The organism is Furfurilactobacillus curtus, assembly GCF_045862785.1.
GTDB lineage: Bacteria > Bacillota > Bacilli > Lactobacillales > Lactobacillaceae > Furfurilactobacillus > Furfurilactobacillus curtus.
The window spans coordinates 14,710-35,850 of the sequence record NZ_BQXO01000003.1; the positions used below are offsets into that span (position 1 = coordinate 14,710).

The following is a 21,141-nucleotide window of genomic DNA, read 5'->3' on the forward strand; positions in this document are numbered from 1 at the left end:
AAACATTTGATTACAAAGGTCAAGTTCCCCTTATGACGCCTTGTGTAAAACACCGTTCATCTTTTGACTCAGCTTTTGCATGTGCTCCTCTTCGTGAGATAGATAGTAACCTTGAGTCACCTGTACACTATGATGGCCAGCAATAACCGAAACCTCAAAAATAGATAACTCAGTTTCATTAGCCAACATTGTAATGGCAGTGGCTCTTAATTTATGAAATGTAAGAACACGATTTAGTAACCCCTTCTCAATCAATTTCCGATTAATGACTTGCCACCATTCATGTGCTGTCTTTCCGACATAGGGACGGCCGTCATGACACGTAATGAAATCATATTCTTCTCCCTTTATCGTCCACTTAGTATGATCAGCAGTCTTTTGATACTCCTCTAATATTTTCCCGACTTCTGCTAACAGAGGCACCGACCGTAAATCACCTGCCTTGGTAAATTTATTGATACTAACTCTAGCATCAATGGCGTTGGTCTTCATTTTCGAAATAGTCACCTCCCGTTTTACGGTCAGATAATAATCGTTTTCCGACTTATGAAAGTCATCCCAAGTTAACCCTAATAACTCACCTTGACGTAGCCCCGTCGCCAATGCAATTAAAATTAGTATCCGCTGAGCTGGCTTTACTTCATCCGACAAGAGGTAATTGACAATATTTTCGCGCTCTCCCTCAAAAAAGCAGTCCTTTGCCTGATCATTTTTCCTCGTTTGGGCTTGCTTTGCGGTTTCTAAGCGCACATGACTACTTGGAATATTTTCAACGAAGTCTTGCTCTTCAGCATATCTAAAAATTGAAGATAACGTTTGCCTAACAGCATGACATTGCCAATAAGTTTGCCCTGATTTTTTTAACGTGTTAATCACTTGTTGGCAATCGCCTCGCGAAATCTTGCTGATTTTTTTATTTACAAATCCTGCAAGGTCATCATTTTCCAACAACATTTTAGCTTTAGAACGGACGTGGCTAATGCTATCTTCGCTTCGTGAGACCTCCTCTAGCCAGCTCGTCCACCCTGCCTCATTTTTAACCACTTCGGCAAATGTTGGGGTTTCATCCATAAAGGGATTCTCTTGTGCCTTAGCCTTTTCTTGCATAGCCCAGTCATTCCACATTTTCTCAGCTGTTCGTTTATCCAACTTATTGTACACAGCCTCTTCAAATTGAGTGGCTTTACCGTTTACATTAAATTTCACACGGAACAACAAGCTTCCGTCTTCCCGCTTCAATACGCCCGAAGTTGTTTTACCAATCCAAACCTTGCCTTTTCCCTTTACTACCTTACCTGTCGCATTTTGCTTTGTCATAATTCCAATCTACCTTTCTAACGTTTGATATGTTTAGCGTACTTAGTTTTAAGTTCTTTGGCCGGTCATTCTTATCTATCAGCGCTTTTAGATAAGCAGACCTCTTATTTCAATAATTTCTCGTCATTTAAAAGCCTTAACCACACTACTTATTCGCCATGATTCTGCCCTTTCCTTAATCGATACATTAAGCCTACACACTTTTCTCTTCGTGCACAGGAAGTTCTTATCCATCAACACATTTTGATGTGTTGTAACTCTTTAAACGGTCAAATCCCAGTCATCTGATCAAATTTGAGCACAAAAAAACCGCTCAAAAAATGAGCAGTCATCGCTTTCTTCTATATTAATAGCGTTTGGTATTACTTAAAACCAACCGTCTCGTCAGCTAGCTTCCGTAATCTGCCGATCTCTTCTGTATACTGCTCGTACCACTTAACCATGCTGCTCGTCATCTTTTGAGGTTTAGCAAGGTTTCTGGCTGCCTTCAAAAAATCCTCTAACTGCCTTACCAATGGCGCCATTGGCCGATCGTCAGCCATAATCAAGCTACGGCCGTCAGCTGACTTAACCTGCACTAGGCCTGGGATCTTGCCATCCTTAACACGATGAATGATACCTAACAACAAGCCACCTCGTGGATCGCCCTCGGCGTTGTACATAACTTTGACAAAGTCCTTATCTTCGGCCAGTTTCTGCCACAATTCCTGACGAGTTAAGCCTTTCTGATTTTTAGGATCGTGTAGAATATTTTGAACTCTAGTTAACATTTCACTCGTGGTCGACATAACAATCACACTCCTTAATATTTATAGGTAATGTGATTGGAACTCTGTTGTAGATTTAAGTCAAATCTTGTAAAAAACCGCCCATTTTCAGTTCACAACTACAGACGAATTGAGTTCTTTTTGCCACTTAATTCATTTTTTCCGCCCAGAATTATACTCCCCACTATTATCGATCACTTTATCAAGTAAGGTCGGTTTGATCAGGCAAACCTCTTTAGCGATTTGTTCACGTAACGCCACCTCTGCGTCATCAGAAAATACCTGCTTACCCTGCTTAACCACTAACAAGTTCCCTGCTTCGTCATCATGTTGGCGAAGATACTTCAATCGGCTATTCTTAGCTTCCTTATATAGATAGAACCAGTACTGGTAGAGGCTCCGGTAGATGAAGTTTTTTGACCAGCCGTCCAGTTGACTTAGGTATTCGATCTTGTAACTCAGTCGATCACCTGATTCCATATAGTCCACAAACAATTGCTGAACTTTATAGGTACCACGCTGATACTCATTCATCGCGTCAAGGTATTCAAAGCTAGTGAGTGATTTTCTTACCGCAGTTAATTCTCTGGCCAATTTAGTCTTCCCCTCCTCGGGATGCAACATTAACCAGATGAGCTTGCCATTATGCAGATCACGCTTCTTAACCTGCGCTTGCTTAGTCTGCGTTAATTCACCGTTTTCATTCAGTAACCTTTTGATCGTGCTCTCACTTAACCCGAGGTTTTGAATGCCAGAGTGATAAAACAAAACTAGGTTGTACTTTCTCACGTCACCAGCGGTGATGCCTAGCTTCTCTGCCATCACGTCTGGTTGAAGAACCTCAGCAAATGGAAGATCGCTGACAGTTCGATCATCTCTAGTCTTCTCTCGCTTATTCAGATACTGTATTGCCTCCGTTGTAGCCTGGTTAATTGCTTGGAGTTGTAAATGCTGCTCATGATTTAACACCATTGAGTTAGTCGATACCAGATCCGTCAAACTAGTTGTGTACCAAAGCGATCTGTTATAAGCGTTCAGTCTTTCTTTATCATTGTCCAACACTTGTTGTGCTGACAACATAGCTATTGGAAGTTGTAAACGCTCGTCCTCAATTGAATTTTCAATTAAAAGCTGCTTAATTGAGCTTTCCGTTGTAATTGAATATTTAGCATAGGCTTCAATATCTGAGCAATTAAAGGAATCCCAAAATTTCTCATTACCGTTATCGAAAAACAAATGCTTAAGCAACGGTAAGATGGTTTCTCTACCATCCTCGTCGTCACTTAAAATAAGCGCGGAATAACTTAATTTGCAAAAATATTTGTAATGTTCTTCGTCCACTGAATTTCTGCTGCTTAAGGCCTCTCGATACTTAGGTTCTAATTTTGAAAGATCGGCCAGAAGTAAACGACCATATATGGGCCTATCAACAAGATTAGAAAACTTCCGAAAATATCGATTACTGCTGTAATTATTTGAAAGGTCCAATTTATTAGCTAGATTACGCTGATAAATCAAGTTTTGCTTTTGGCTAACAAAAATTGCTCGTCGTACGGCTACTTCACCAAATAGTTCAAATTGTTCATCTTTATCTGATAAATTCCATCCGAAGCTTTCTCGAGCAAATGTTCGCAATGGCTGATCACCTTGTGTTCCAGCATAGTCAGATATCATTATCGCAACGTCAATATTTCGTTCGGGATGTTCGAGCCATATTTTTGTTAATTCCATAGCTTCTTGCGCGTTCAAGCCGAGATATCGATGAACCGCACACTCAAACAGGTAGTCAAATCGCCGAGAATGAGCTTTCCAATCTGCCTCAATTTTTACCGAAATTTCGTGCGCTCGTTTTTTTAAATCTTCCGTCATCATCAAACTCCTGTTAAAATTATGCCTAATTAATATGTCCCTTAAGGAAGTAACCTAATGTCAGAAATGCCTCAACAAGTCGCCCTAAATCGAATTATCGAGGGTGATTCATTCAAACTCATTCAACAAGTTCCCGACAAGAGTGTAAATCTGCTGATAACAGATCCACCCTACTTTTTGAACACCGCCACTAAAAAAGATGTATCGGCTGGTATTAACGGTGAAACTTGGGATGACGCACGTATTTTGCTAGAAACAGATCCTGCCCTCAAAGCTGAATATGCTGACGAATCCACCACAACTGACCGGCGCTTAACCATTCTCTCAATCCTTAAGCAAAAGTTCTTCGAACACTTCTTGGAAGTAATCGAACCAAAGATGGCAGATGATAGCGCCATGATCGTCTTCAATCGGTATGCCAATGTCCAAATCATGCGCAACTGGCTCAAAAAATCGCCAAAAATTAAGGATAAATGGATCGTCGATAGCACTTTCGAGTGGGCAAAAACGAACCCACAACCAACTTTAGATCCAAAATATTGGTCAGAGTATGCGCTAATCGCCACGAACTCTTTTGCCACAACCCAACGAACGATTGCTAACCTTGCAGAAAACTATGTTGATAACACAACGATCGATAACACGTTCGTTACCACCAGACCGAAGAACAAATCATATGTTTATGGTGATAACGGTGCTAAACATGCCACACCTAAACCATTTGATTTGTGGTCTTACCTTATTCGTAGATTCTCGAACCCAGAAGATTTATTACTTGATCCATTCTCAGGTTCCGGTACTACGGCAATAACAGCAACCGATTTGGGACGAAATTTCTATGCGTTTGAATTGGATGAAAAACAATTTAAGGCTAGTTCAAAACGCTTGGACGAGTTCAAGAAAAATCGTGGTAAGTCCATCTTCTTAGGTCTTCACAGCTAATCAATCAGTAAAACCCTCAGGTCACGCTTGTGACTTGGGGGTTTCTTACTTACCAGCCAGAATATCAGCAATGTGTTCTTGAAGTTGTAAGAATTGTAGTTCGTCCATCTCGGCAACTTGTTGCCTGATCAAGCTAAGTCTCAAGTCCACAATCGTTGGTTTTTCGGGTACCGAGGCTGGTGCTGGCTCAGATGTTTTGCTTTCTGGCAGCTCTTCAACTGGGGCTGGATCGTCTTCTTGTCTAGACACACCTGATAAATCCCAGTCAAGTACTTCGGCGATCTTCAAAAAAGCAGGTCTCAATGGTCGTGATCTATTTTGCATCCACATAGCCACTGTTGGCCGGGTTGTTCCAATTTGATCGGCTAAATTGGCCTGCGTGACATGCTGATTCTTCATCGAAGGACGAAAATGCTCATCAAAAAATGCCGCTTCTTTTTCATTTAATCGGCTTCCTTTTTTTGCCATTGAATACATTCCTTTCTGTTACAAACATTGTACTATCAATCATATCGGCGTGTAAACATTCGACTTAACATTCTAAAATGATTTAACTTAGAATAAAAAATAAAACTTTTTATTCAAAAAGGCTTGAAATTAATAAAGCTAGATGTATTATATAGTCATCAGCAAGGATTTAACATCTAGCAAAACATTCATTATCCGTTTGTAAGGTTGCTTTGCCACGTACATTGACAACTAAATATTCTAGCTTTATTCGGTTCATAACTTTTATCACATTAATGCTGTACGCAGCTAAATTAAACAGAAATGGAGATACACTCATGACAACAAACGAAAATGCTACTACTTGGGACCTTAACTTCAGCTTCTACGATTACATTCACCTCAGTGACATGTTCTACACATTTTTCAAACTACCTGATAAAACCGCTGCCGGATTCAAATTGACTTCAGATATCTATAATCCAGTTGCACAGATTTTGCTGATATCAGAATATCTAGATATCTCAAGCATCGATAAATCTGGTGACTATGAAACTTTCAAGCATTTACGAGATTATTTCCAATATCTTTTCAACTACCCGAAAAAGCGAGAATTTCCTGCACAGGTTTTTTTTACATCACTCGCTCAGATACTACAAGACAATAACCTTCATCCAACAATTCAAAATATGCAAAAGGACTTTTTAAACGTCACTTATCGTCAAATGTCTTCCAGCTTTAAACCCTTCGCTAACGCAGTCGAAACTGCCATTCAACAGATTCAATAAAAATACCGTAGATAACAAATTATTAGTTTAGGAGATAAACAACTATGAATATTAAAAAAAATCAATTTAATTCAGTTAATTTCGCATCTGTAGAAAACGATTCAACCTGGTTAGCACCTTTCAAATTTAGTGATTATATTGCGCTTGTTGACGAGTTTTCTCTAACCATTAAAAGAATTGACCGCCTTGGAATATATCAATTCGACGATGATATTGATCAGTGTTTTAATCCAGCAATTCAACTAGACTACATTTGTCATTTATTAACCTCTCAAGACTATTTTAAGACCATTCAAGATGGTAGTCTAAATATGGATGTTTTAATCTTAGATCCAGTAGCTTCAGACTGGCTTCACAGTTACTTTAAGTTGTTAACTGGTATTACTGGCAATACTTTGATCCAACTGCTGATAGATATCATCCAAGCAACTAAGGATGACGGATACACAGGCGTAAAAGCCTCAGACTTTTTTGCCGTATCTATTAAGGAAATGTCCCCAACATGCGCTAAACGTGCCAAAAAGTATGCCTCAATCATTCATCAGTTTACTAAATAAATTCACCACTTCAGACAGTCAAAATTGGCTGTCTTTTTTATTTAAAAAATTCGAAAACTGGCCATACTCTCCTTAACCTGCTCTTCCTCAACCCCAATGTACCGGAGCGTGATGGCCTGACTAGAGTGGTTTAAGATCCGCATGAGGGTTGCAATATCCTTAGTGTCACGATAGAAGAAGTAGCCAAATGTCTTCCTCATGGTATGTGTAGCGATATTCTTTAAGCCTAAGTTATCGGCAGTTTTCGTGATAAAAACATAGACCTGATGGGTGCCTATGTGATTCGTGGGATTGACGCTGGATGGAAACAACCATTCTGACTTAACCGTAGGTAAATACTCAATTAAGTCACTCAGTACTTCTTTTAAGTCCACAACTCGTGATTTATGCGTTTTCTGTTCAACTAAAGTAAACGAGTTCTTTCCTACAACGTCGCTCACCTTAATTTTAATCAGGTCAGATACCCGTAACCCAGTAGTGATGCCTAACTTAAATAAAAGTGCATTTCTTTTCCCATTGCGTCCTTGCCTTAATTGGCCAATAAATTCTTGTAACAGTGCTTTATCTCTGATCGGTTCGATTTTATGATTTTTCATGCTCCCTTCCTTCCAAAATCAGGTAATGTTTCCCCATATTTTCGGAAAAACATTACCTGTTTTTGTGCTCTTATTTTTAAAGCCCATTATCCAGGCATTATGTATGTAACTAAATATACAAATTGTTACTCGTTCTGTTCCTTACCCCGATCCGTTGGCAACATATTGATTGGAAACGCCAGAAACCGTTTAATCAACTCATAATAGTGCTCCTTATTCCAAGGACGTTTAAACTCGTATGGTTCATTTAGGTTCACAAAATAGGTATGGCTATTCCAGTCTTTTACCAACTTTTGTAAACATTTAACCGTATCTCCGTCTTCATCTTCAAATCGGAGGTTTAGTGTTTCTAGATCTGTTTGATCAACGCCTAACTCTTCGATTGCATGAAGCAAAACGTGAAGATTAAATACGGCGTTTCCCTCGTGATAACCGCTTCCTGTGCCGTTTAAATTAACGTAAAATGGATCAGCAACGCTAATATTGTCATACCGCTGGTGATAAATTGGCAATGTGTCAATTTTGGCTGTCACATCAACAGAGATTGTTCCATTACCATGATCGTGATTATTGATTTCTACAGTTAGTTCATCAAATTTCATATTAGTACCTCAATACGGCAGATCTGAATCATCAAAGTTCAATTCCAAGTCATTGATTTCTTTTGGTCGAATTAGTTCCACACGATGCAAGTCATCAACCCCATCACGAATTTTATCGAAGGCACGCTGTGAAGTGATTGTTTCAAATTTGGTCTGCGGAACGTAGTTGGCCATTAACGTGTACCCCTTAATGTCATTGATCATCTGGTCTAAGGCGTCCATGGCACGTTCATTACCTGAGCCGAATTGCAGGTTCTCAACCTCAATGTCATAACCAGGGAAGTTCTCGATTGCTTTTAAAACTAAGCTCAGCTCAAGTAATGCAAGGTTTTGTGAGTATTCATCCTTGTTTTCCATAGCCGCTTCAATGATCGGGTTACAAAGCTTAACATTATCCAACTTGTCATAATAAGCCGTGATACCATTGATTTTTCCGTCTAACTGGATCACAAGATGATCCTGAATCTTAATACTGTTGACCTGTAGCCGTACTGTCCTTTCATTCATATTTTTTCTCCTCACTTAATATTATTTGCGATATCCATTTCTTGAATTTGTTTGGTTAAATCGGATAAGTGACCGCCGTATTGCATTCTCAAGATTCTAGCTTCGCTCGGCTTACCCCATAGCAGTTTGATCTCTTCTACCAAATCCTTTAAGTATTCCTGATAGGTCTCATTTTTTGGCCAAAGCGCTTGTTGGTGATAGTTAATCGGTTTGTCTTGTCGGACCTTTTCAAACAGCGAACCAGCATAGTCCGAAAGGCCATCCTTCCAACTAAAAACAGTTGGATAGATTTGTAGGTTTAATCGCTCGGCGAACGATAAAGCTTGGCCAATTATAATTAAGTTATAGTGTTTAACCTGCTCATCGGTTGCTTGTTCGGTGATTATACCGGCGTTGATCGAGTGGTGAACTTCCTTAGCGATAATGATGTCTGGCCGTGCATAGGCGGTCATCACTAAGGTCTCCTCAGAAAATCCCGGCTCTTCAATACATTCAACTTTTATTGTATTTTCTAACATGTCTTCTCTTACTCCTCTCTTTAAGTTAGATTTCTGTCCGAAACCATTCAGATGGTGATCCGTTAACCCCAGATTCAGCAATTTCACCTCGATTTTGACCATGCTTTTCGGTTTGTCAAAACCTACAAGGCGGTCTCCTGTCCAACTTGGGATAGGTCATCTTGGTCGGCTAACTTTGGTAACGTGGTTGCAACAAACCAGAGCAAATCACTTTGCGATTGCTTGTTCAACTTAGCAAATCGATCTGGTTTCAAATTGGGAGCCAAATCGATCAATATTTTTAGTTGCTTTTTCACCTCGTCATCACCTCCTGACGTGTAAGTATTGATTTGTTTCAATACGATATAAGTTTCGATAAATTCTCGTACCTGATCTGAAAGAATGCCTCAACCAAGGATTCGTTCGATAAATTAACAGGTCTTCAAAATGCGATGGTTGAGGAACATTTCTCTCGAGCACTGATCAAAGATTACCTCTTGTTAGTTTGCCCATGTGGCTCAGTTTATCTGGCGGTTTGAAATTACTAATTTTGACCAAAATAAAAACGCCTATTCGGCGTCTTCACTACATGTATTTATTGACCCAATTGCTTCCTTACGTCATCTTTGGAGAAATAGTAGCCATATCGACCATCAACATCCGTAAAATAATTATCTACTCCATTTTCGGTTTGACCACCTTCTACTTGAAAATAAATTTGTCCGTTTTTAGCAACTGCGTAGGTAACCGGCTTGGCATTTGTAGCCGTTTGATCTTTAATCACGCTTATGCTTAACAAATAATCGTCCATACCATTCTGCAATGGATCAGGATCGGGCGCATTAGATGATACCAATTTTGCATTAGGGTCTTCAGTTCCACGAATGTACTTAAATAATCGTTTAGCAGTTGGTTGTGCACCCTCGTCAAAAATAGATTGGCCGAGCGATGTTCTAATACCAGATCCAGAGGAATCGTTATTAGTTTCACCACTTGATGAATCTGCTGTTGAAGTTGACTCACTCTCAGAAGCGCTACTTGATGAGTCGGAGGCAAAAGTAGTGTTGACCTTTTTAATATTTAACCGAGCTTTCAGATTCTCAACTTGCAACCGCTGTTTCTCGGGTAAATAGTATTGACGATAAAGGCTCTTTAAGGAAACCGTTGAAAAAGCCGCACGATTAGGGTCGTTCCCAATCAAAGCGTAGTAATAGATATTATCCGCCTCACGAGTATAACCAACATATCCAATAATTGTTACGTCAGCTGGTGCTATTGCCATTAAATAGCCCGTTCCGGGGTTGGATACGAAGTCCTTACTGATTTTCATTGGCGTAACATTCAGCGCTGTATCCTTACTGCGATCAGATGCCATTATCGCATTCTTAAAAGTTTTTGTTTCGTCATCGGCCTTGATTTGGTCAACTGCTTTAACGCCGCCATAATAAATCAAAGCATAACGATCAGTGGCACTAAATTTATTCAATGCCTTAACGGAGGGCTTATTGCTCGACGCGTTATCTTTACTGCTTTGCTTGCTAGCAGTTCCAGATTGACAACCTGATAATGTGATTCCTAAAGTCATCAATGCCAACAAGCTGATGGTCGCTTTTATTATTCTTCTTGTCTTCATGTTTTAGTCACCACTTTGATCTTGAGTATACTGATCTTGTAACTGTTGCCCCAATTTAACCGGATCATTTGGCTCTGGGGCGCCTGATTGTGTTGCATATAGACCAACTTCATTAGTCAACAACTTGGAATAATCGTCACCTTTAAAACGTATCTGGTAACTATTATTAATTACCGTACCAGCCTGATTGGGGGTGTCTGATCCCTTCCCCGTCCAGCTTACTGACTTTGGTGGCAATTTTAGAATATCGCCTGGGGCGGCATATTCAGCATCAACCGCAGTTACTGGCTTAAGGAATCGTACTTGACCGTCATCATTAACGGCGTAAGTGATAGTTTCGATTTGAATGTTAGGAGAAGTCTGCGCACGATTGATCAATTGTTGGGTAGCCGTACCATCAGAACGTAAGATGATACTGTAATCAACGTCAACGGTTCCTGCAGAATTGGTCTTATGAAATGAATAAACCACATTTTGATAGGGCTTAACCTGTTTAGTCGAAGAAGTCTGTGATGATGTGGTGGAAGAACTCCTCTCACTGGACTTACTATTTTGCGAGGAGTTTGAAGAACTAGTACTTACACTTTCAACCTTTGTTACCGTTTTCGTTGCTGGCTTATGATCACCTAACAAGAATCCGATAAATACTGCCATAAGGATCATCACAACCGCAACAATGGTGTCGATTATGTGCCGTGGCTTCATAACTTAGATTTCCTTTCATGAAAAAGACCGCTGAGTTTACAACGGTCTTCTCTATCTTCAATTCGTCTTCCTCAAAGCCCCTCCCGTATGGGAAAGGCTCTTTCGTGGTGCTGAAGCTGGGTGGAGGAATTCACTTAACAGGGTTGAATATCTGGATGATTACTTCAACCACTGGACTTCCATAAATCCGAGCATGTTGCCGTTCTTGTCTGTGATGGCTACTTCACCTTGGCCATAGTCAGAACCACTTACACCAGCGTTGTAGTAATAGTTTACAAAGTCTGGATCAAAGTATGCTGAGTCGTTCGCTGCTTCCATGCCGTTCCAAATCTTTGGTTGAATTTTCACGGAACCCGGTTGGTAACTCCAGCCCATACCCTTTAACCGTGCTTCTACTTGGGCATCAATGTCGGCTTCGGTTAGGCCGTACTCAGAGTAATTCACTGAACCATCTGGGTTCTTGGTTACTTCCGGCTTAACGTAACCAAAATCTTGGATTGCATATGTGTATCCATTGTCGGGGTTCTCTACGATCGCAATGCCGATTTGGTTGGCCGAAGCATCTAACATGTTGGCCAAGTGGCCGGCGCTGTTCTTCCAGTCGTTGAAGATGATGCTTGCAGTCTCGGCTTCAGTGGCGCCGATCTTATCGATGTTCAAGTTCTCTGCAATGGCCGAACCTTGGTAACCGGCCTCAGTGTAAGCCGTGTACCATTGCGTGCCGTCCGGACGAGTGTGGCTCGCTGCGGAGATATCCTCTTTGCCTTCAGTGAAAGTCTCGTTAGCTCGAGTCTGGGCAATTGCCTGTAAGGTTGCATTGTCCATCGTTACTGCGGATAGGCCGTGTTGGGCACGGAGATCGTTCACCATTTGTAGGATATCGTTGGCTACAGTAGCCATATCTTGGTTGGCGTATACGTGTTTAGCGTACTTAACCGTGATGTCAGAACCTCCGGCAGTGTACATACCGTTGATTGATGAGTCACCTACCAAGTCATAACCATTGATTTCGGATGGAGCGGCAAAGCTGAAATTGTCACCTGTGGTGCCGGTCAGAGTCAGATCGTTGTCTAGTTTGTTACCATTCTCGTCAACAAAGTGGATCGTAACCGTGGATTGGGCAGGAGCATTCTTCGTGTAAACAAAGGTGATCGTTGCGCCAGAGTCGGTCACGTTCGCCGTCTTGGTAGCTTGATCAACCGTGTAACCATCGATGTTCTTGGCCGTTGCGCTGGCCATGGTGCCTACTACCTGATCGGAGAGCGTGTCACTTGGCGAAAGTTGGTTGCCTGCGGCGTCCACATAATTGATGGTCACGTTGGCGTGCTGTTCGGCACGGTCGTAGTAGAAATCAATGATGTTTCCTGCTGACTTGACCGTCCAGCTCTTGCTCTGATCACGTGGGGTGTAACCGTCGATAGTGATTGGACTTACCGTAAGTGTGGAACCTACCTGCTGGTGTGCCATCGTGGTTGGCTGGGTCAATAAATTACCATCGGCGTCCAGGTATTCCACAATAACATCGTCATATTGGGCTACGGGTGCTTGCTTCGAATAGTGGAACACGATGGAGTTGCCCGATTCCGCAACAGTTAGATATTTGGTTGAGCCGTAGTAATCATAACCATTAATCACTTGTGCAGATGCGCTAACTGTGGAACCGACTAATTGGTGTGCAAGTGTGGTACTTGGGGCAATCGTGTTGCCGTCCATATCGGTGTAACTTACCGTAACGTCTGCATACTGCTCAGCAGGGGCTTGGCTCGTGCTGGAACCGGCCTCGCTGCTAGTTGAACCTGCGTTCGATGGCGCGGTTGAAGCGTTGGATGGGGATTGGCTCGGCGTCTGACTTGCATCTGATGGTGCCTGAGATGGAGCTGTTGAGGCATCACTTGGAGCCTGACTTGGCGTTTGTGAAGCATCACTAGGCGCCTGACTTGGGGTCTGTGAAGCGCCACTTGGTGCCTGACTTGGCGTTTGTGAAGCATCACTAGGCGCCTGAGATGGAGCTGTCGAGGCATCACTAGGTGCTTGAGATGGCGTTTGGCTGGCATCGCTTGGTGCTTGTGATGGAGTCTGACTAGCATCGCTTGGTGCTTGCGATGGAGCTTGGCTGGCGTCAGATGGGGCTTGTGATGGCGTCTGACTAGTGTCACTTGGTGCCTGTGATGGCGTCTGACTAGTGTCACTTGGTGCCTGTGATGGCGTCTGACTGGCGTCACTTGCCGCTTGTGATGGCGTTTGGCTGGCGTCACTTGGCGCTTGTGATGGCGTTTGGCTGGCATCGCTTGGTGCTTGGCTTGTCACAGAACCAGCGTCACTCGGTGCTTGGCTTGTTACGCTGCCGGCGTCAGAAGCGGCTTGTGAATTGTCTGGAGTTCCTGGCTTGAAGTAAGATGCGCCCATCTCGCCGGAATGGTTGGCGTCCGTGATTGCTTCTGGTTGTTGAGTAGTACCAACACTTGGCTGAGTTGAGGCACTTGGCATAGTTGATGGTGTTTGAACGTTGGCAGCTGGCGCTTGAGTCGGTGTATTAAACCGACCGATCGTCGCACCGTTGGCGTCAGTTACCGTAACCTGCTTTGAGCCATCAACGTTTGTATGCACAAACAGGTGGTTGCCGACATAAATTAAATCAACATTAGCGATCTTGTTTTGGTTCGCCAAATCGTTAACGCTAACGCCGGTTGCTTGGCTGATTGCCCAAAGGGTATCACCATTTTGAATGGTATATGGATCGGTGCCTAACTTAGCTAATTCTGCCTTAACCGTAGCAACACTATTTGCATGCCATTGTGGTGCTACTGATGCATTCGCCGATGTGGCAACTCCGGTCAGCGCAAGCAAACTGATACCGGCTGCTAACCATAATTTGCCTGATTTATATAACTTAACGTGGCGTTTCTCGTCTGTATGTAATGATCTGTACTGAGCTCTGCTCATCATAAATAACCCCTACTTTCCTACGTAAATAGACTCAACAAAACGAACGTTTATTGAAGAACTAAAAAAAGCGCTGATATAACTGATCAATGTCAGTGATATCAACACTTCAAGATATGTAGTATTTGGAATTTTGGAAACTAAACTAAACGTTCGATTAATTAATAAGAGGGCTACTCTTATTAACAGGCTTATCGTACCAAAAGCGTTACGTATGTGCAACGTTCATTTTATTGCTAGACCTTGATAGACCGGCTTTTTTGGCTAGTTTGTAAACGTAAGTAGTACTAACGTGATAACGTTTGGCGAGTTCTTGAACAGTTAAATCATGCGATTGGTATGCAGTTAAAATTTTTTTCTTAGTTAATTCACTTACCGTTTTTGGCCGTCCTAACCTTTTATTAGTTGCCTTTAAGGCATCCTTGGTTCGTTCCGAGATCATATTAGCCTCCAGTTCTGCAACCGCTGATAAGATTGTGAACATGAACTTACCATTCGTCGTTGATGTGTCGATCTGATCATGAATGGATTTGAAATGAGCTCCCATCGCGTCGAGTTCAGCGATTATATTAACCAATTGTTTAACCGAACGCCCTAATCGATCTAGTTTGTAAACTAATAAAGTATCGCCAGCTTTCAAACTCTTAAGTGCTTTTGACAACTCCGGCCGATCTTCCTTTCTACCTGATATCTGTTCCTTATAGATTCTATCTGGTTCATATTTCCTAACTTCGCCAAGCTGGAACTCTAACCCTAAATCTTGTCGATTAGTACTAGTCCTTATATATGCCACCGTTTTTGTCATCTTCAATCACTCCTATGCTTGATGTATAAGAGTTTATGTAAGTTTCACGTACGGTTTTATTTCAGTGGTTACTTCTTGGTAGTAAATCAACATTCGTCCCATTTTCGAACCAAGATTAGGTCAGTCGTCTCAAATATCAACTCCAAGTTAATAAATTGGCTAGAAAACAGTCATAAGGTATTCTTGCCACGATCGTCTCAAAATATGAGATTGTCGTCTCTGTGCCATAGTCCTCTTTGCAAAATCGATAAAATTCACAGCAGTGGTATTCCTTAACCAATCGTCTCAGTGATGAAATAGCATTCGCTTGTTCGAAACTGCTGCCTTCATTGGCTGAAATACGGTCATGAAGTATTGTTGAGTTGATTGTCAGTAAATTAAAAAAGCTCAGAGTGATTAGCCAAAGAATGGTCATACTGTATTCTTGAGCCATTCGTCGCAAAGTTCTCTCGCACTTTCTCATGCTGATAATTGGTGCCTGATTACAAAACATAGAATTGAAGTATTGTTTCAGCAATCGGCTCACCGACCTGTGGTGGATCGTCTCTGAAGTGTGCTTAAATCTTAGTTTTGAGCTGGAACGCAGCAATGAAGTATTCTTGAACGGATCGTCTCTCAGCACAGGATTGGTCGTCTCTGGCAGGTTGCTAACTTAACCCAATGGATAAAATTCCGTCGTGAAATACTCTTTGGTAAATCGCCTCAAATTAAAGATTGCCATTTGGATCAAGTTTATAATTTGGGCAAAAGAAAAGACCGGCTGAGCCGATCATCAATACTTACACAATAATATGAAGAAACCCTTTTAAAAAAGATACCCATCGCACCGAATCAACTGATCTTATCGATTGAATCAAGTTAATCAAGTTAACCAACTTGCCATTTCGAATCAACTTAACCAGTTTTAGATCGTCATCAGGAGTCTTCATCTCCTATAATCAACCCTTGTGTGCCAACGTGTGAGCTTGTGTACCATCTTGATTGCTGTTTGGTATGAATATTGGTCTTCAACCTTGGATGGCTGTGTGGCGATTTGTGCGATAAGATTGCCTCGCTGGCGATTAAATACTTGGCTGTTAGATCAATTTGGCACCAAGGCTCATTCTTTGATTCATAGCTTTTAACTTGATCAGTGGCCATCAACTATTGAGGTCGTCTTGTTCTAATTTGCCTTAACAAAATGCTAATTCAATTTAGAATAATCACTTAATTCTGCTGATTTGAATCAACTTAACATGGTCTTCACTGTTGCTGTATTAATATCTTCTTCCATGGTTGATCACTTGATGAGTCATCTTCATGATTATGTTCATAGTTGGATTAAAAGAAAAAGTTCGGCGGCTGTTTTTGCTTTGCATGGTTAAGCATCTTTTCAACAAAATCATTGTAACTTTTGTAAAGTGATTAATCTGACCAACGTTATCTCTTCATTCAGATCGTTTTAAAATGCCGACCTAACAAGCAATATGGCCTATAGTGGTCTTCATGATCATGCCATAATCAGTATGCTTTAATCTACTTTGTGAAGCTTAATCCTCTTTGGCGATTCGCGCTTAACTTAATCAAATTAATGCAAGTTTTGGATCACTAATGCAGACGTTTCAGCAGTTTTGGCGATAGTGATTAAGGCAATTTCGCCGAAGCTTGGGATCGTTAATCAAAGTAATCCACTTACCCATTCTCCACTCTTCATCAGAGTAAATACATATAGATGATGTAAAAACCGGCTAGCCGCCGGTCTTTGTGTGATTAATCCTCGTCCAATTTGTACTCATTGGGTATTGGTTTCTTTTGGATCATGGTCTGGGCATAAGGCCAATGCTGACCAGTAAAGCCAGCGAAGTAAATTGTTAATTGAGTCTTCTGTCTGATTTGTTTAATCAGCTGTTCTAAATAAGCAATCTCATACCTTTCAACTGTATGTAGTGGCGTGGAATGCGGTCTCTTCCCCTTGGGGTGTTCCTCAAAAAAGAAATTATACGTTCGATCGAAACGGTCATTCACACATTCAATTTTGTAAATCGTCTTTGGCGCCCGTTTAAAAAGTTTCTCTATACGTTCGGTGATGATTGCAGCATCTGATTTCACGGCTAAACCTTTAAGTAATCACTAGCGCCACGGCTAACATACCGTTCATCAGTTGATTTAATCCAATCCTCGAATTCACGTTGAAATTCAACTAACTTTCGTGGGTCATCCTTAAACACCGGATAGATTGGTAAATCAGACAGATGAAACCTAGCGCCATGGGGAATATTCATTAATTGAACTTGCCATCTTTGATCTGTAATGCTCATAATATTGCCTCCCTAACAAGGTAGATTATAGAACATACGTTCGCATAATAACAAGTCCCTTTTTCAACTCTCCTTGTTAAAAATTGTAATCATGATTATTTCGATTCAATGCTTCCTGAGTATTAATATGCTTACTGTAAGTGATGAGTAGTTCACACTTGTTTTAATTGAATCAATACAGATTTTTTTGCTTTGGCTTTAAACAACAACATTAGTTTTAGCTTTCAAGCATTGCTTAACAGAAATTAGTGTACGATCTGTTCAAGCCAGTTGTTGGTGGAGGTTATCTCTTCGTGCAACTTTTTAAAAGTGCTGGCAGGTCAGGTATTCTGACCGCCTAGTAGAACCGTTAATCCACTCTATATTATGCTTCTCGTTGGCTAGTGGTTAATCAGTAATCCGTTCTAAAGTTTGACCATAATCCACATGAATTTTAGGTCAGCAATACAGACGTTTTTAAGAATTTAGCCGCAAAATTTCAGTTCAGGAATACAGACGTTTTTAAGATTTTTTCTCTAATTTATCTTCTCAGAAATCTAAAAATCACTTCTTTTCGATTAATCAACGCACCGAATAAGCCTCCTAATTTCCGATCTAGCTGTCAGATTACACCTCCTCCTCACCCCTATTTCGAGTTCCTTGGGAAACGTGAGGCCGTGTGTCCAATTTGATTCGACGATTGGTATAAATACATATTATTCATATAGACGCCCTGTGTGCGCCCGTGAAAACCCGATTTGGCGATGGCGCCTTAGTCCAACAGCCACAGGCACTTTGCTTCAAAACATGCCTACTTTTTTCTTCTTAATCCTTATGAAGTAGCTATACCACCGGTTAATCAGTGGCCTAAAAATGGCTTACCTTGGCATAGAATATCCAATTATCTTTCGGAACGTTCATAACCGGCTAGCTCAGGCTGTTGGTCTCGTTTTGGTCTCTGTTTTAACTCGTAACGATGTTTCACACAATCAACTGTCTTAGTGTCCCAAAAACCTTGCCCTACAAAACTGTGTGCTCATTTTGCTCTCTCTTTTGCCAAAAACAGGGAAAAGTCCTTACATTTCACTTTTTTGGGTAAAAATAAAAAAACTGCCACCAAGTCAATGGTAGCAGTACTTTTCGCGATTTTTAATGGAGCAAATTTGCCTCAGGAATCCATTTACTGTGTCCTGACATATTGGCATGCTCCTTTGATTAATTAGTTTTTTATTGGTCAAAATAACCTTACCAACTATACCACCAGCAGCCCCGTGCTTCAATTGTTTCACATAGTTTTTGAAACACACTAGAACACGCTTGGTCGATTACTTGGTTCATTTTGAATAGCTCGATTTGGTCTCGGATGACTTAACCTTATGAGATAGCTTAGCATTACTCAATTATCTTTAAAGCAATGGCTTATCTGTAAAGATTTCTAAGCCAGCACAGTTACTGGATTCTTAAGCACGTGGTCTCTTTTGGGTCTCTCACTTTTACCAGTTTGAAGTTTCGGTCAATCAACTCGCCTACTGTCTCAAAAAGTACCAAACTTTTCCTGTGTGCTCAATTTGGTCTCTCTTCGCTAACCACAGTACAAAAATCCCGAGAATTCTAATTTTTAGTCCAAAAACAAAAACTGCCACCAACTTAATGGTAGCAGCACTTTTCACGATTTTTAATGGAGTCAATTTACCCCGGAGCCACTCTTGGAATGTCCTGACATATTCAGCAACTCCTTTGAGGTAATTATTATTTTGGTCAAAATAACCTTTACAACTATACCACCAGCAGCCCCGTGCTTCAATTGTTTCACTTAGGTTTTAAAAACTAGCTGCATATCCGCTTGATTAAATATTTCGGTTAACACTGCCCATCCAAAATAGCCCCAGCAGTCCACAACTTAATTGTGTTCTTCGATAACTGTTAGCGTCAGTTTGTCAGAAAAATCATCAATTAGTTCCTCGTATACGTGCTTGTTTAACTTAATAGGCTTGTTTTGTTTGGTTTGGTTCATTTTGCTGACTACAATTGAGATCTGCCACAAATGTTATTCATAACTGGTGTCAAAAGAATTCTTGTGACTGGCGCCCATCTTCACTCAAAGAGCATTCGGGCTTCTTTCGCCATGTATTAACTGTTGGATAAATTGGGCCTTTTACTGGTGACATTCACGAGCACATTTATACTGTATCTACATTAGTTAAACTATTATATTCAAGCATTTAAAAAAGCTACTTTGATTCATAAAGCGACCTTTACTAAGTTAACCGTTCCTAGATCAGTCAATCCCACTTTGACACTCTCTAAAACCAATGTCATCACTGTAATTAACACAGTTATTTCACGCTTTTGTTAGATGGAGTGTATTCGACGTTAAACTTTAAGGAGCTTACATAAGCATGCACTTCATCAATGACATGTTGTTTGTGATCCCATAACTTCTGTGATAAATCCACTGGATAAATTTGCGGATTTAAAACTCGTTTATATTCGCTCCATAACGATGCTAATTGCTCAGCTGCAAATTTTTTTATTTCCATCAACGTAGGTATTTCATAAACCTGCTGTCCCTGATTAAATATATCAATCAAGACAGGGCGAGCATTAAAATCGGATACATTTTTATTAATGTAGGTATAGGTTGGATGAAACATGTGCAACTTATCGACTTGGTCAGGTCGTTCATCCGCTAAAGCCACGTAATCACCTTCCGATTTTCCATCAACCCGCTTAGTAATCCGCCAAATTTGCTTTTTCCCAGGGGTGGTTACTTTTTCGGCGTTGCTTGACAATTTAATGGTGTCTACCATCTTACCTTGTTCATCTTCGATCGAAACTAATTTGTATACAACACCTAAAGCGGGTTGATCATATGCCGTGATCAATTTTGTCCCCACGCCCCAGACATCGATTTTTGCGTGTTGCATCTTTAAGTTAGTAATTGTCTGTTCATCAAGGTCATTAGAGGCGTAAATCTTCGCATTTGAGAAACCAGCCTCATCTAATTGTTTCCGGACTTGCTTAGAGATATACGCCATATCTCCTGAATCAATCCGCACACCAAAAAAGTTAATTTGGTCGCCCATTTCACGAGCAACGCGAATTGCGCTTGGAACTCCAGATTGGAGCGTATCATACGTATCAACTAGAAAAATGCAATCTTTATGGGAACGCGCATAGGCCATAAAGGCATCGTAATCATTCCGATACGTTTGTACCAAACTATGAGCATGCGTGCCACTCACAGGAATACCGAAAATTTTTCCAGCTCGCATATTACTCGTTGAATCAAAACCACCGATGTATGCAGCGCGCGTTCCCCAAATAGCTGCGTCCATTTCTTGCGCACGTCTGCTACCGGATTCCATTATGCCATCACTACCAACGGCGGAACGAATGCGAGCCGCTTTCGTAGCAACCAGTGTTTGATAGTTAACGATGTTGAGCAACGCGGTTTCAACTAGTTGACAGTCCGCAAGCATACCTTCAACCTGAACAACAGGTTCATTATTAAAAACCAGGTCGCCTTCGCGGGCAGCACGTATGGTTCCAGTAAACCGGAAGTTACGTAAATATTCTAAAAACCCGACTGAATACTGATTTAAACTCGCTAGATACTCAAGATCTGCTTCACTAAAACGAAGTTGGTTAATGTAACCGATCAAACGTTCTACACCTGCAAACACCGCGTAGCCATTGTGAAAAGGTAAATCACGAAAGTACAGCTCAAAGACAGCGTGCCGATCAGCCACCCCTTCCTCAAAATAGGTCTGTAACATACTAATCTCATAAGTATCAGTGTGAAGCGTCAAACTATCATCAAGGTAACGTGTTGCCATCAGAATCACGATCCTTCCCGATTGAATTTTATTTGGCGCCAACATTCTATC

19 protein-coding genes are annotated in these 21,141 nt (G+C 41.1%); 3 read left to right on the forward strand and 16 right to left on the reverse strand.

Features of this window, described 5'->3' with window-relative positions; all coding sequences use genetic code 11:
* Positions 1 to 30: 30 nt before the first annotated feature.
* From ACKTR2_RS05910 to ACKTR2_RS05920, 3 genes are all read right to left on the reverse strand, one after another.
* Positions 31 to 1,317, reverse strand: a complete 1,287-nt coding sequence (locus tag ACKTR2_RS05910) for a tyrosine-type recombinase/integrase (protein WP_407883501.1) — start codon at positions 1,315 to 1,317, stop codon at positions 31 to 33.
* Between the two features lie 362 nt (positions 1,318 to 1,679).
* Positions 1,680 to 2,105 carry a hypothetical protein gene (locus ACKTR2_RS05915; protein WP_407883503.1) on the reverse strand — a complete coding sequence of 142 codons (426 nt, stop codon included), beginning with the start codon at positions 2,103 to 2,105 and terminating at the stop codon, positions 1,680 to 1,682.
* A gap of 132 nt (positions 2,106 to 2,237) precedes the next feature.
* Positions 2,238 to 3,953, reverse strand: coding sequence for a hypothetical protein (locus ACKTR2_RS05920; RefSeq protein ID WP_407883505.1), 1,716 nt, complete (start codon positions 3,951 to 3,953; stop codon positions 2,238 to 2,240).
* A gap of 57 nt (positions 3,954 to 4,010) precedes the next feature.
* On the opposite strand from ACKTR2_RS05920, the gene ACKTR2_RS05925 reads away from it, so the two are divergent.
* Positions 4,011 to 4,895, forward strand: coding sequence for a DNA-methyltransferase (locus ACKTR2_RS05925; RefSeq protein ID WP_407883507.1), 885 nt, complete (start codon positions 4,011 to 4,013; stop codon positions 4,893 to 4,895).
* Positions 4,896 to 4,940: 45 nt separating this feature from the next.
* Here the strand turns inward: ACKTR2_RS05925 and ACKTR2_RS05930 are convergent, their stop codons facing one another.
* Entirely contained in the window at positions 4,941 to 5,363 is a 423-nt protein-coding gene (locus ACKTR2_RS05930; RefSeq protein WP_407883509.1) for a helix-turn-helix domain-containing protein, read from the reverse strand.
* 317 nt (positions 5,364 to 5,680) lie between these two features.
* Here ACKTR2_RS05930 and ACKTR2_RS05935 point away from each other — a divergent pair, with 317 nt between their 5' ends.
* Together ACKTR2_RS05935 and ACKTR2_RS05940 are read left to right on the forward strand one after the other, a co-directional pair.
* Entirely contained in the window at positions 5,681 to 6,130 is a 450-nt protein-coding gene (locus ACKTR2_RS05935) for a hypothetical protein (RefSeq protein ID WP_407883511.1), read from the forward strand.
* Between the two features lie 44 nt (positions 6,131 to 6,174).
* Positions 6,175 to 6,687 carry a hypothetical protein gene (locus ACKTR2_RS05940; RefSeq protein ID WP_407883513.1) on the forward strand — a complete coding sequence of 171 codons (513 nt, stop codon included), beginning with the start codon at positions 6,175 to 6,177 and terminating at the stop codon, positions 6,685 to 6,687.
* Between the two features lie 41 nt (positions 6,688 to 6,728).
* Here the strand turns inward: ACKTR2_RS05940 and ACKTR2_RS05945 are convergent, their stop codons facing one another.
* The 12 genes from ACKTR2_RS05945 to ACKTR2_RS06000 form a co-directional block, all read right to left on the reverse strand.
* A complete protein-coding gene (locus tag ACKTR2_RS05945) occupies positions 6,729 to 7,283 on the reverse strand; it encodes a tyrosine-type recombinase/integrase (RefSeq protein ID WP_407883515.1) in 555 nt (184 codons plus the stop codon).
* A 125-nt stretch (positions 7,284 to 7,408) separates the two neighbouring features.
* Positions 7,409 to 7,885 (reverse strand): hypothetical protein, encoded by a 477-nt coding sequence (locus tag ACKTR2_RS05950; RefSeq protein ID WP_407883517.1) that lies wholly within the window; start codon positions 7,883 to 7,885, stop codon positions 7,409 to 7,411.
* A gap of 9 nt (positions 7,886 to 7,894) precedes the next feature.
* Positions 7,895 to 8,392: a hypothetical protein gene (locus ACKTR2_RS05955; protein WP_407883519.1), complete on the reverse strand. Its 498-nt coding sequence runs from the start codon at positions 8,390 to 8,392 to the stop codon at positions 7,895 to 7,897.
* A gap of 11 nt (positions 8,393 to 8,403) precedes the next feature.
* On the reverse strand, positions 8,404 to 8,910 hold the full coding sequence (locus ACKTR2_RS05960; RefSeq protein ID WP_407883521.1) for a hypothetical protein: 507 nt from the start codon (positions 8,908 to 8,910) through the stop codon (positions 8,404 to 8,406).
* Between the two features lie 122 nt (positions 8,911 to 9,032).
* Positions 9,033 to 9,206 (reverse strand): hypothetical protein, encoded by a 174-nt coding sequence (locus ACKTR2_RS05965; RefSeq protein ID WP_407883523.1) that lies wholly within the window; start codon positions 9,204 to 9,206, stop codon positions 9,033 to 9,035.
* Between the two features lie 278 nt (positions 9,207 to 9,484).
* A complete protein-coding gene (locus ACKTR2_RS05970; RefSeq protein WP_407883525.1) occupies positions 9,485 to 10,522 on the reverse strand; it encodes a hypothetical protein in 1,038 nt (345 codons plus the stop codon).
* 3 nt (positions 10,523 to 10,525) lie between these two features.
* Entirely contained in the window at positions 10,526 to 11,227 is a 702-nt protein-coding gene (locus ACKTR2_RS05975) for a hypothetical protein (protein WP_407883527.1), read from the reverse strand.
* A gap of 159 nt (positions 11,228 to 11,386) precedes the next feature.
* Positions 11,387 to 14,173, reverse strand: a complete 2,787-nt coding sequence (locus tag ACKTR2_RS05980) for a MucBP domain-containing protein (RefSeq protein ID WP_407883529.1) — start codon at positions 14,171 to 14,173, stop codon at positions 11,387 to 11,389.
* Positions 14,174 to 14,378: 205 nt separating this feature from the next.
* Complete coding sequence (locus ACKTR2_RS05985; protein ID WP_407883531.1) at positions 14,379 to 14,975, reverse strand: recombinase family protein; 597 nt, start codon at positions 14,973 to 14,975, stop codon at positions 14,379 to 14,381.
* A 1,749-nt stretch (positions 14,976 to 16,724) separates the two neighbouring features.
* On the reverse strand, positions 16,725 to 17,063 hold the full coding sequence (locus tag ACKTR2_RS05990) for an acetyl-CoA carboxylase (RefSeq protein ID WP_407883533.1): 339 nt from the start codon (positions 17,061 to 17,063) through the stop codon (positions 16,725 to 16,727).
* Positions 17,064 to 17,065: 2 nt separating this feature from the next.
* Positions 17,066 to 17,272: a hypothetical protein gene (locus tag ACKTR2_RS05995; protein ID WP_407883535.1), complete on the reverse strand. Its 207-nt coding sequence runs from the start codon at positions 17,270 to 17,272 to the stop codon at positions 17,066 to 17,068.
* A gap of 2,315 nt (positions 17,273 to 19,587) precedes the next feature.
* Positions 19,588 to 21,090 (reverse strand): nicotinate phosphoribosyltransferase, encoded by a 1,503-nt coding sequence (locus ACKTR2_RS06000; protein ID WP_407883537.1) that lies wholly within the window; start codon positions 21,088 to 21,090, stop codon positions 19,588 to 19,590.
* Positions 21,091 to 21,141: the final 51 nt, after the last annotated feature.

Excerpts from the sequence above, each read along its gene's own strand:
- ACKTR2_RS06000 (WP_407883537.1), bottom strand. The coding sequence starts at position 21,090 with ATGGCAACACGTTACCTTGATGATAGTTTGACGCTTCACACTGATACT.
- ACKTR2_RS05955 (WP_407883519.1), bottom strand. The coding sequence starts at position 8,392 with ATGAATGAAAGGACAGTACGGCTACAGGTCAACAGTATTAAGATTCAG.
- ACKTR2_RS05960 (WP_407883521.1), bottom strand. The coding sequence starts at position 8,910 with ATGTTAGAAAATACAATAAAAGTTGAATGTATTGAAGAGCCGGGATTT.
- ACKTR2_RS05925 (WP_407883507.1), top strand. The coding sequence starts at position 4,011 with ATGTCAGAAATGCCTCAACAAGTCGCCCTAAATCGAATTATCGAGGGT.
- ACKTR2_RS05920 (WP_407883505.1), bottom strand. The coding sequence starts at position 3,953 with ATGACGGAAGATTTAAAAAAACGAGCGCACGAAATTTCGGTAAAAATT.
- ACKTR2_RS05950 (WP_407883517.1), bottom strand. The coding sequence starts at position 7,885 with ATGAAATTTGATGAACTAACTGTAGAAATCAATAATCACGATCATGGT.
- ACKTR2_RS05980 (WP_407883529.1), bottom strand. The coding sequence starts at position 14,173 with ATGATGAGCAGAGCTCAGTACAGATCATTACATACAGACGAGAAACGC.
- ACKTR2_RS05985 (WP_407883531.1), bottom strand. The coding sequence starts at position 14,975 with ATGACAAAAACGGTGGCATATATAAGGACTAGTACTAATCGACAAGAT.
- ACKTR2_RS05930 (WP_407883509.1), bottom strand. The coding sequence starts at position 5,363 with ATGGCAAAAAAAGGAAGCCGATTAAATGAAAAAGAAGCGGCATTTTTT.
- ACKTR2_RS05940 (WP_407883513.1), top strand. The coding sequence starts at position 6,175 with ATGAATATTAAAAAAAATCAATTTAATTCAGTTAATTTCGCATCTGTA.
- ACKTR2_RS05910 (WP_407883501.1), bottom strand. The coding sequence starts at position 1,317 with ATGACAAAGCAAAATGCGACAGGTAAGGTAGTAAAGGGAAAAGGCAAG.
- ACKTR2_RS05915 (WP_407883503.1), bottom strand. The coding sequence starts at position 2,105 with ATGTCGACCACGAGTGAAATGTTAACTAGAGTTCAAAATATTCTACAC.
- ACKTR2_RS05970 (WP_407883525.1), bottom strand. The coding sequence starts at position 10,522 with ATGAAGACAAGAAGAATAATAAAAGCGACCATCAGCTTGTTGGCATTG.
- ACKTR2_RS05995 (WP_407883535.1), bottom strand. The coding sequence starts at position 17,272 with ATGAGCATTACAGATCAAAGATGGCAAGTTCAATTAATGAATATTCCC.
- ACKTR2_RS05975 (WP_407883527.1), bottom strand. The coding sequence starts at position 11,227 with ATGAAGCCACGGCACATAATCGACACCATTGTTGCGGTTGTGATGATC.
- ACKTR2_RS05935 (WP_407883511.1), top strand. The coding sequence starts at position 5,681 with ATGACAACAAACGAAAATGCTACTACTTGGGACCTTAACTTCAGCTTC.
- ACKTR2_RS05945 (WP_407883515.1), bottom strand. The coding sequence starts at position 7,283 with ATGAAAAATCATAAAATCGAACCGATCAGAGATAAAGCACTGTTACAA.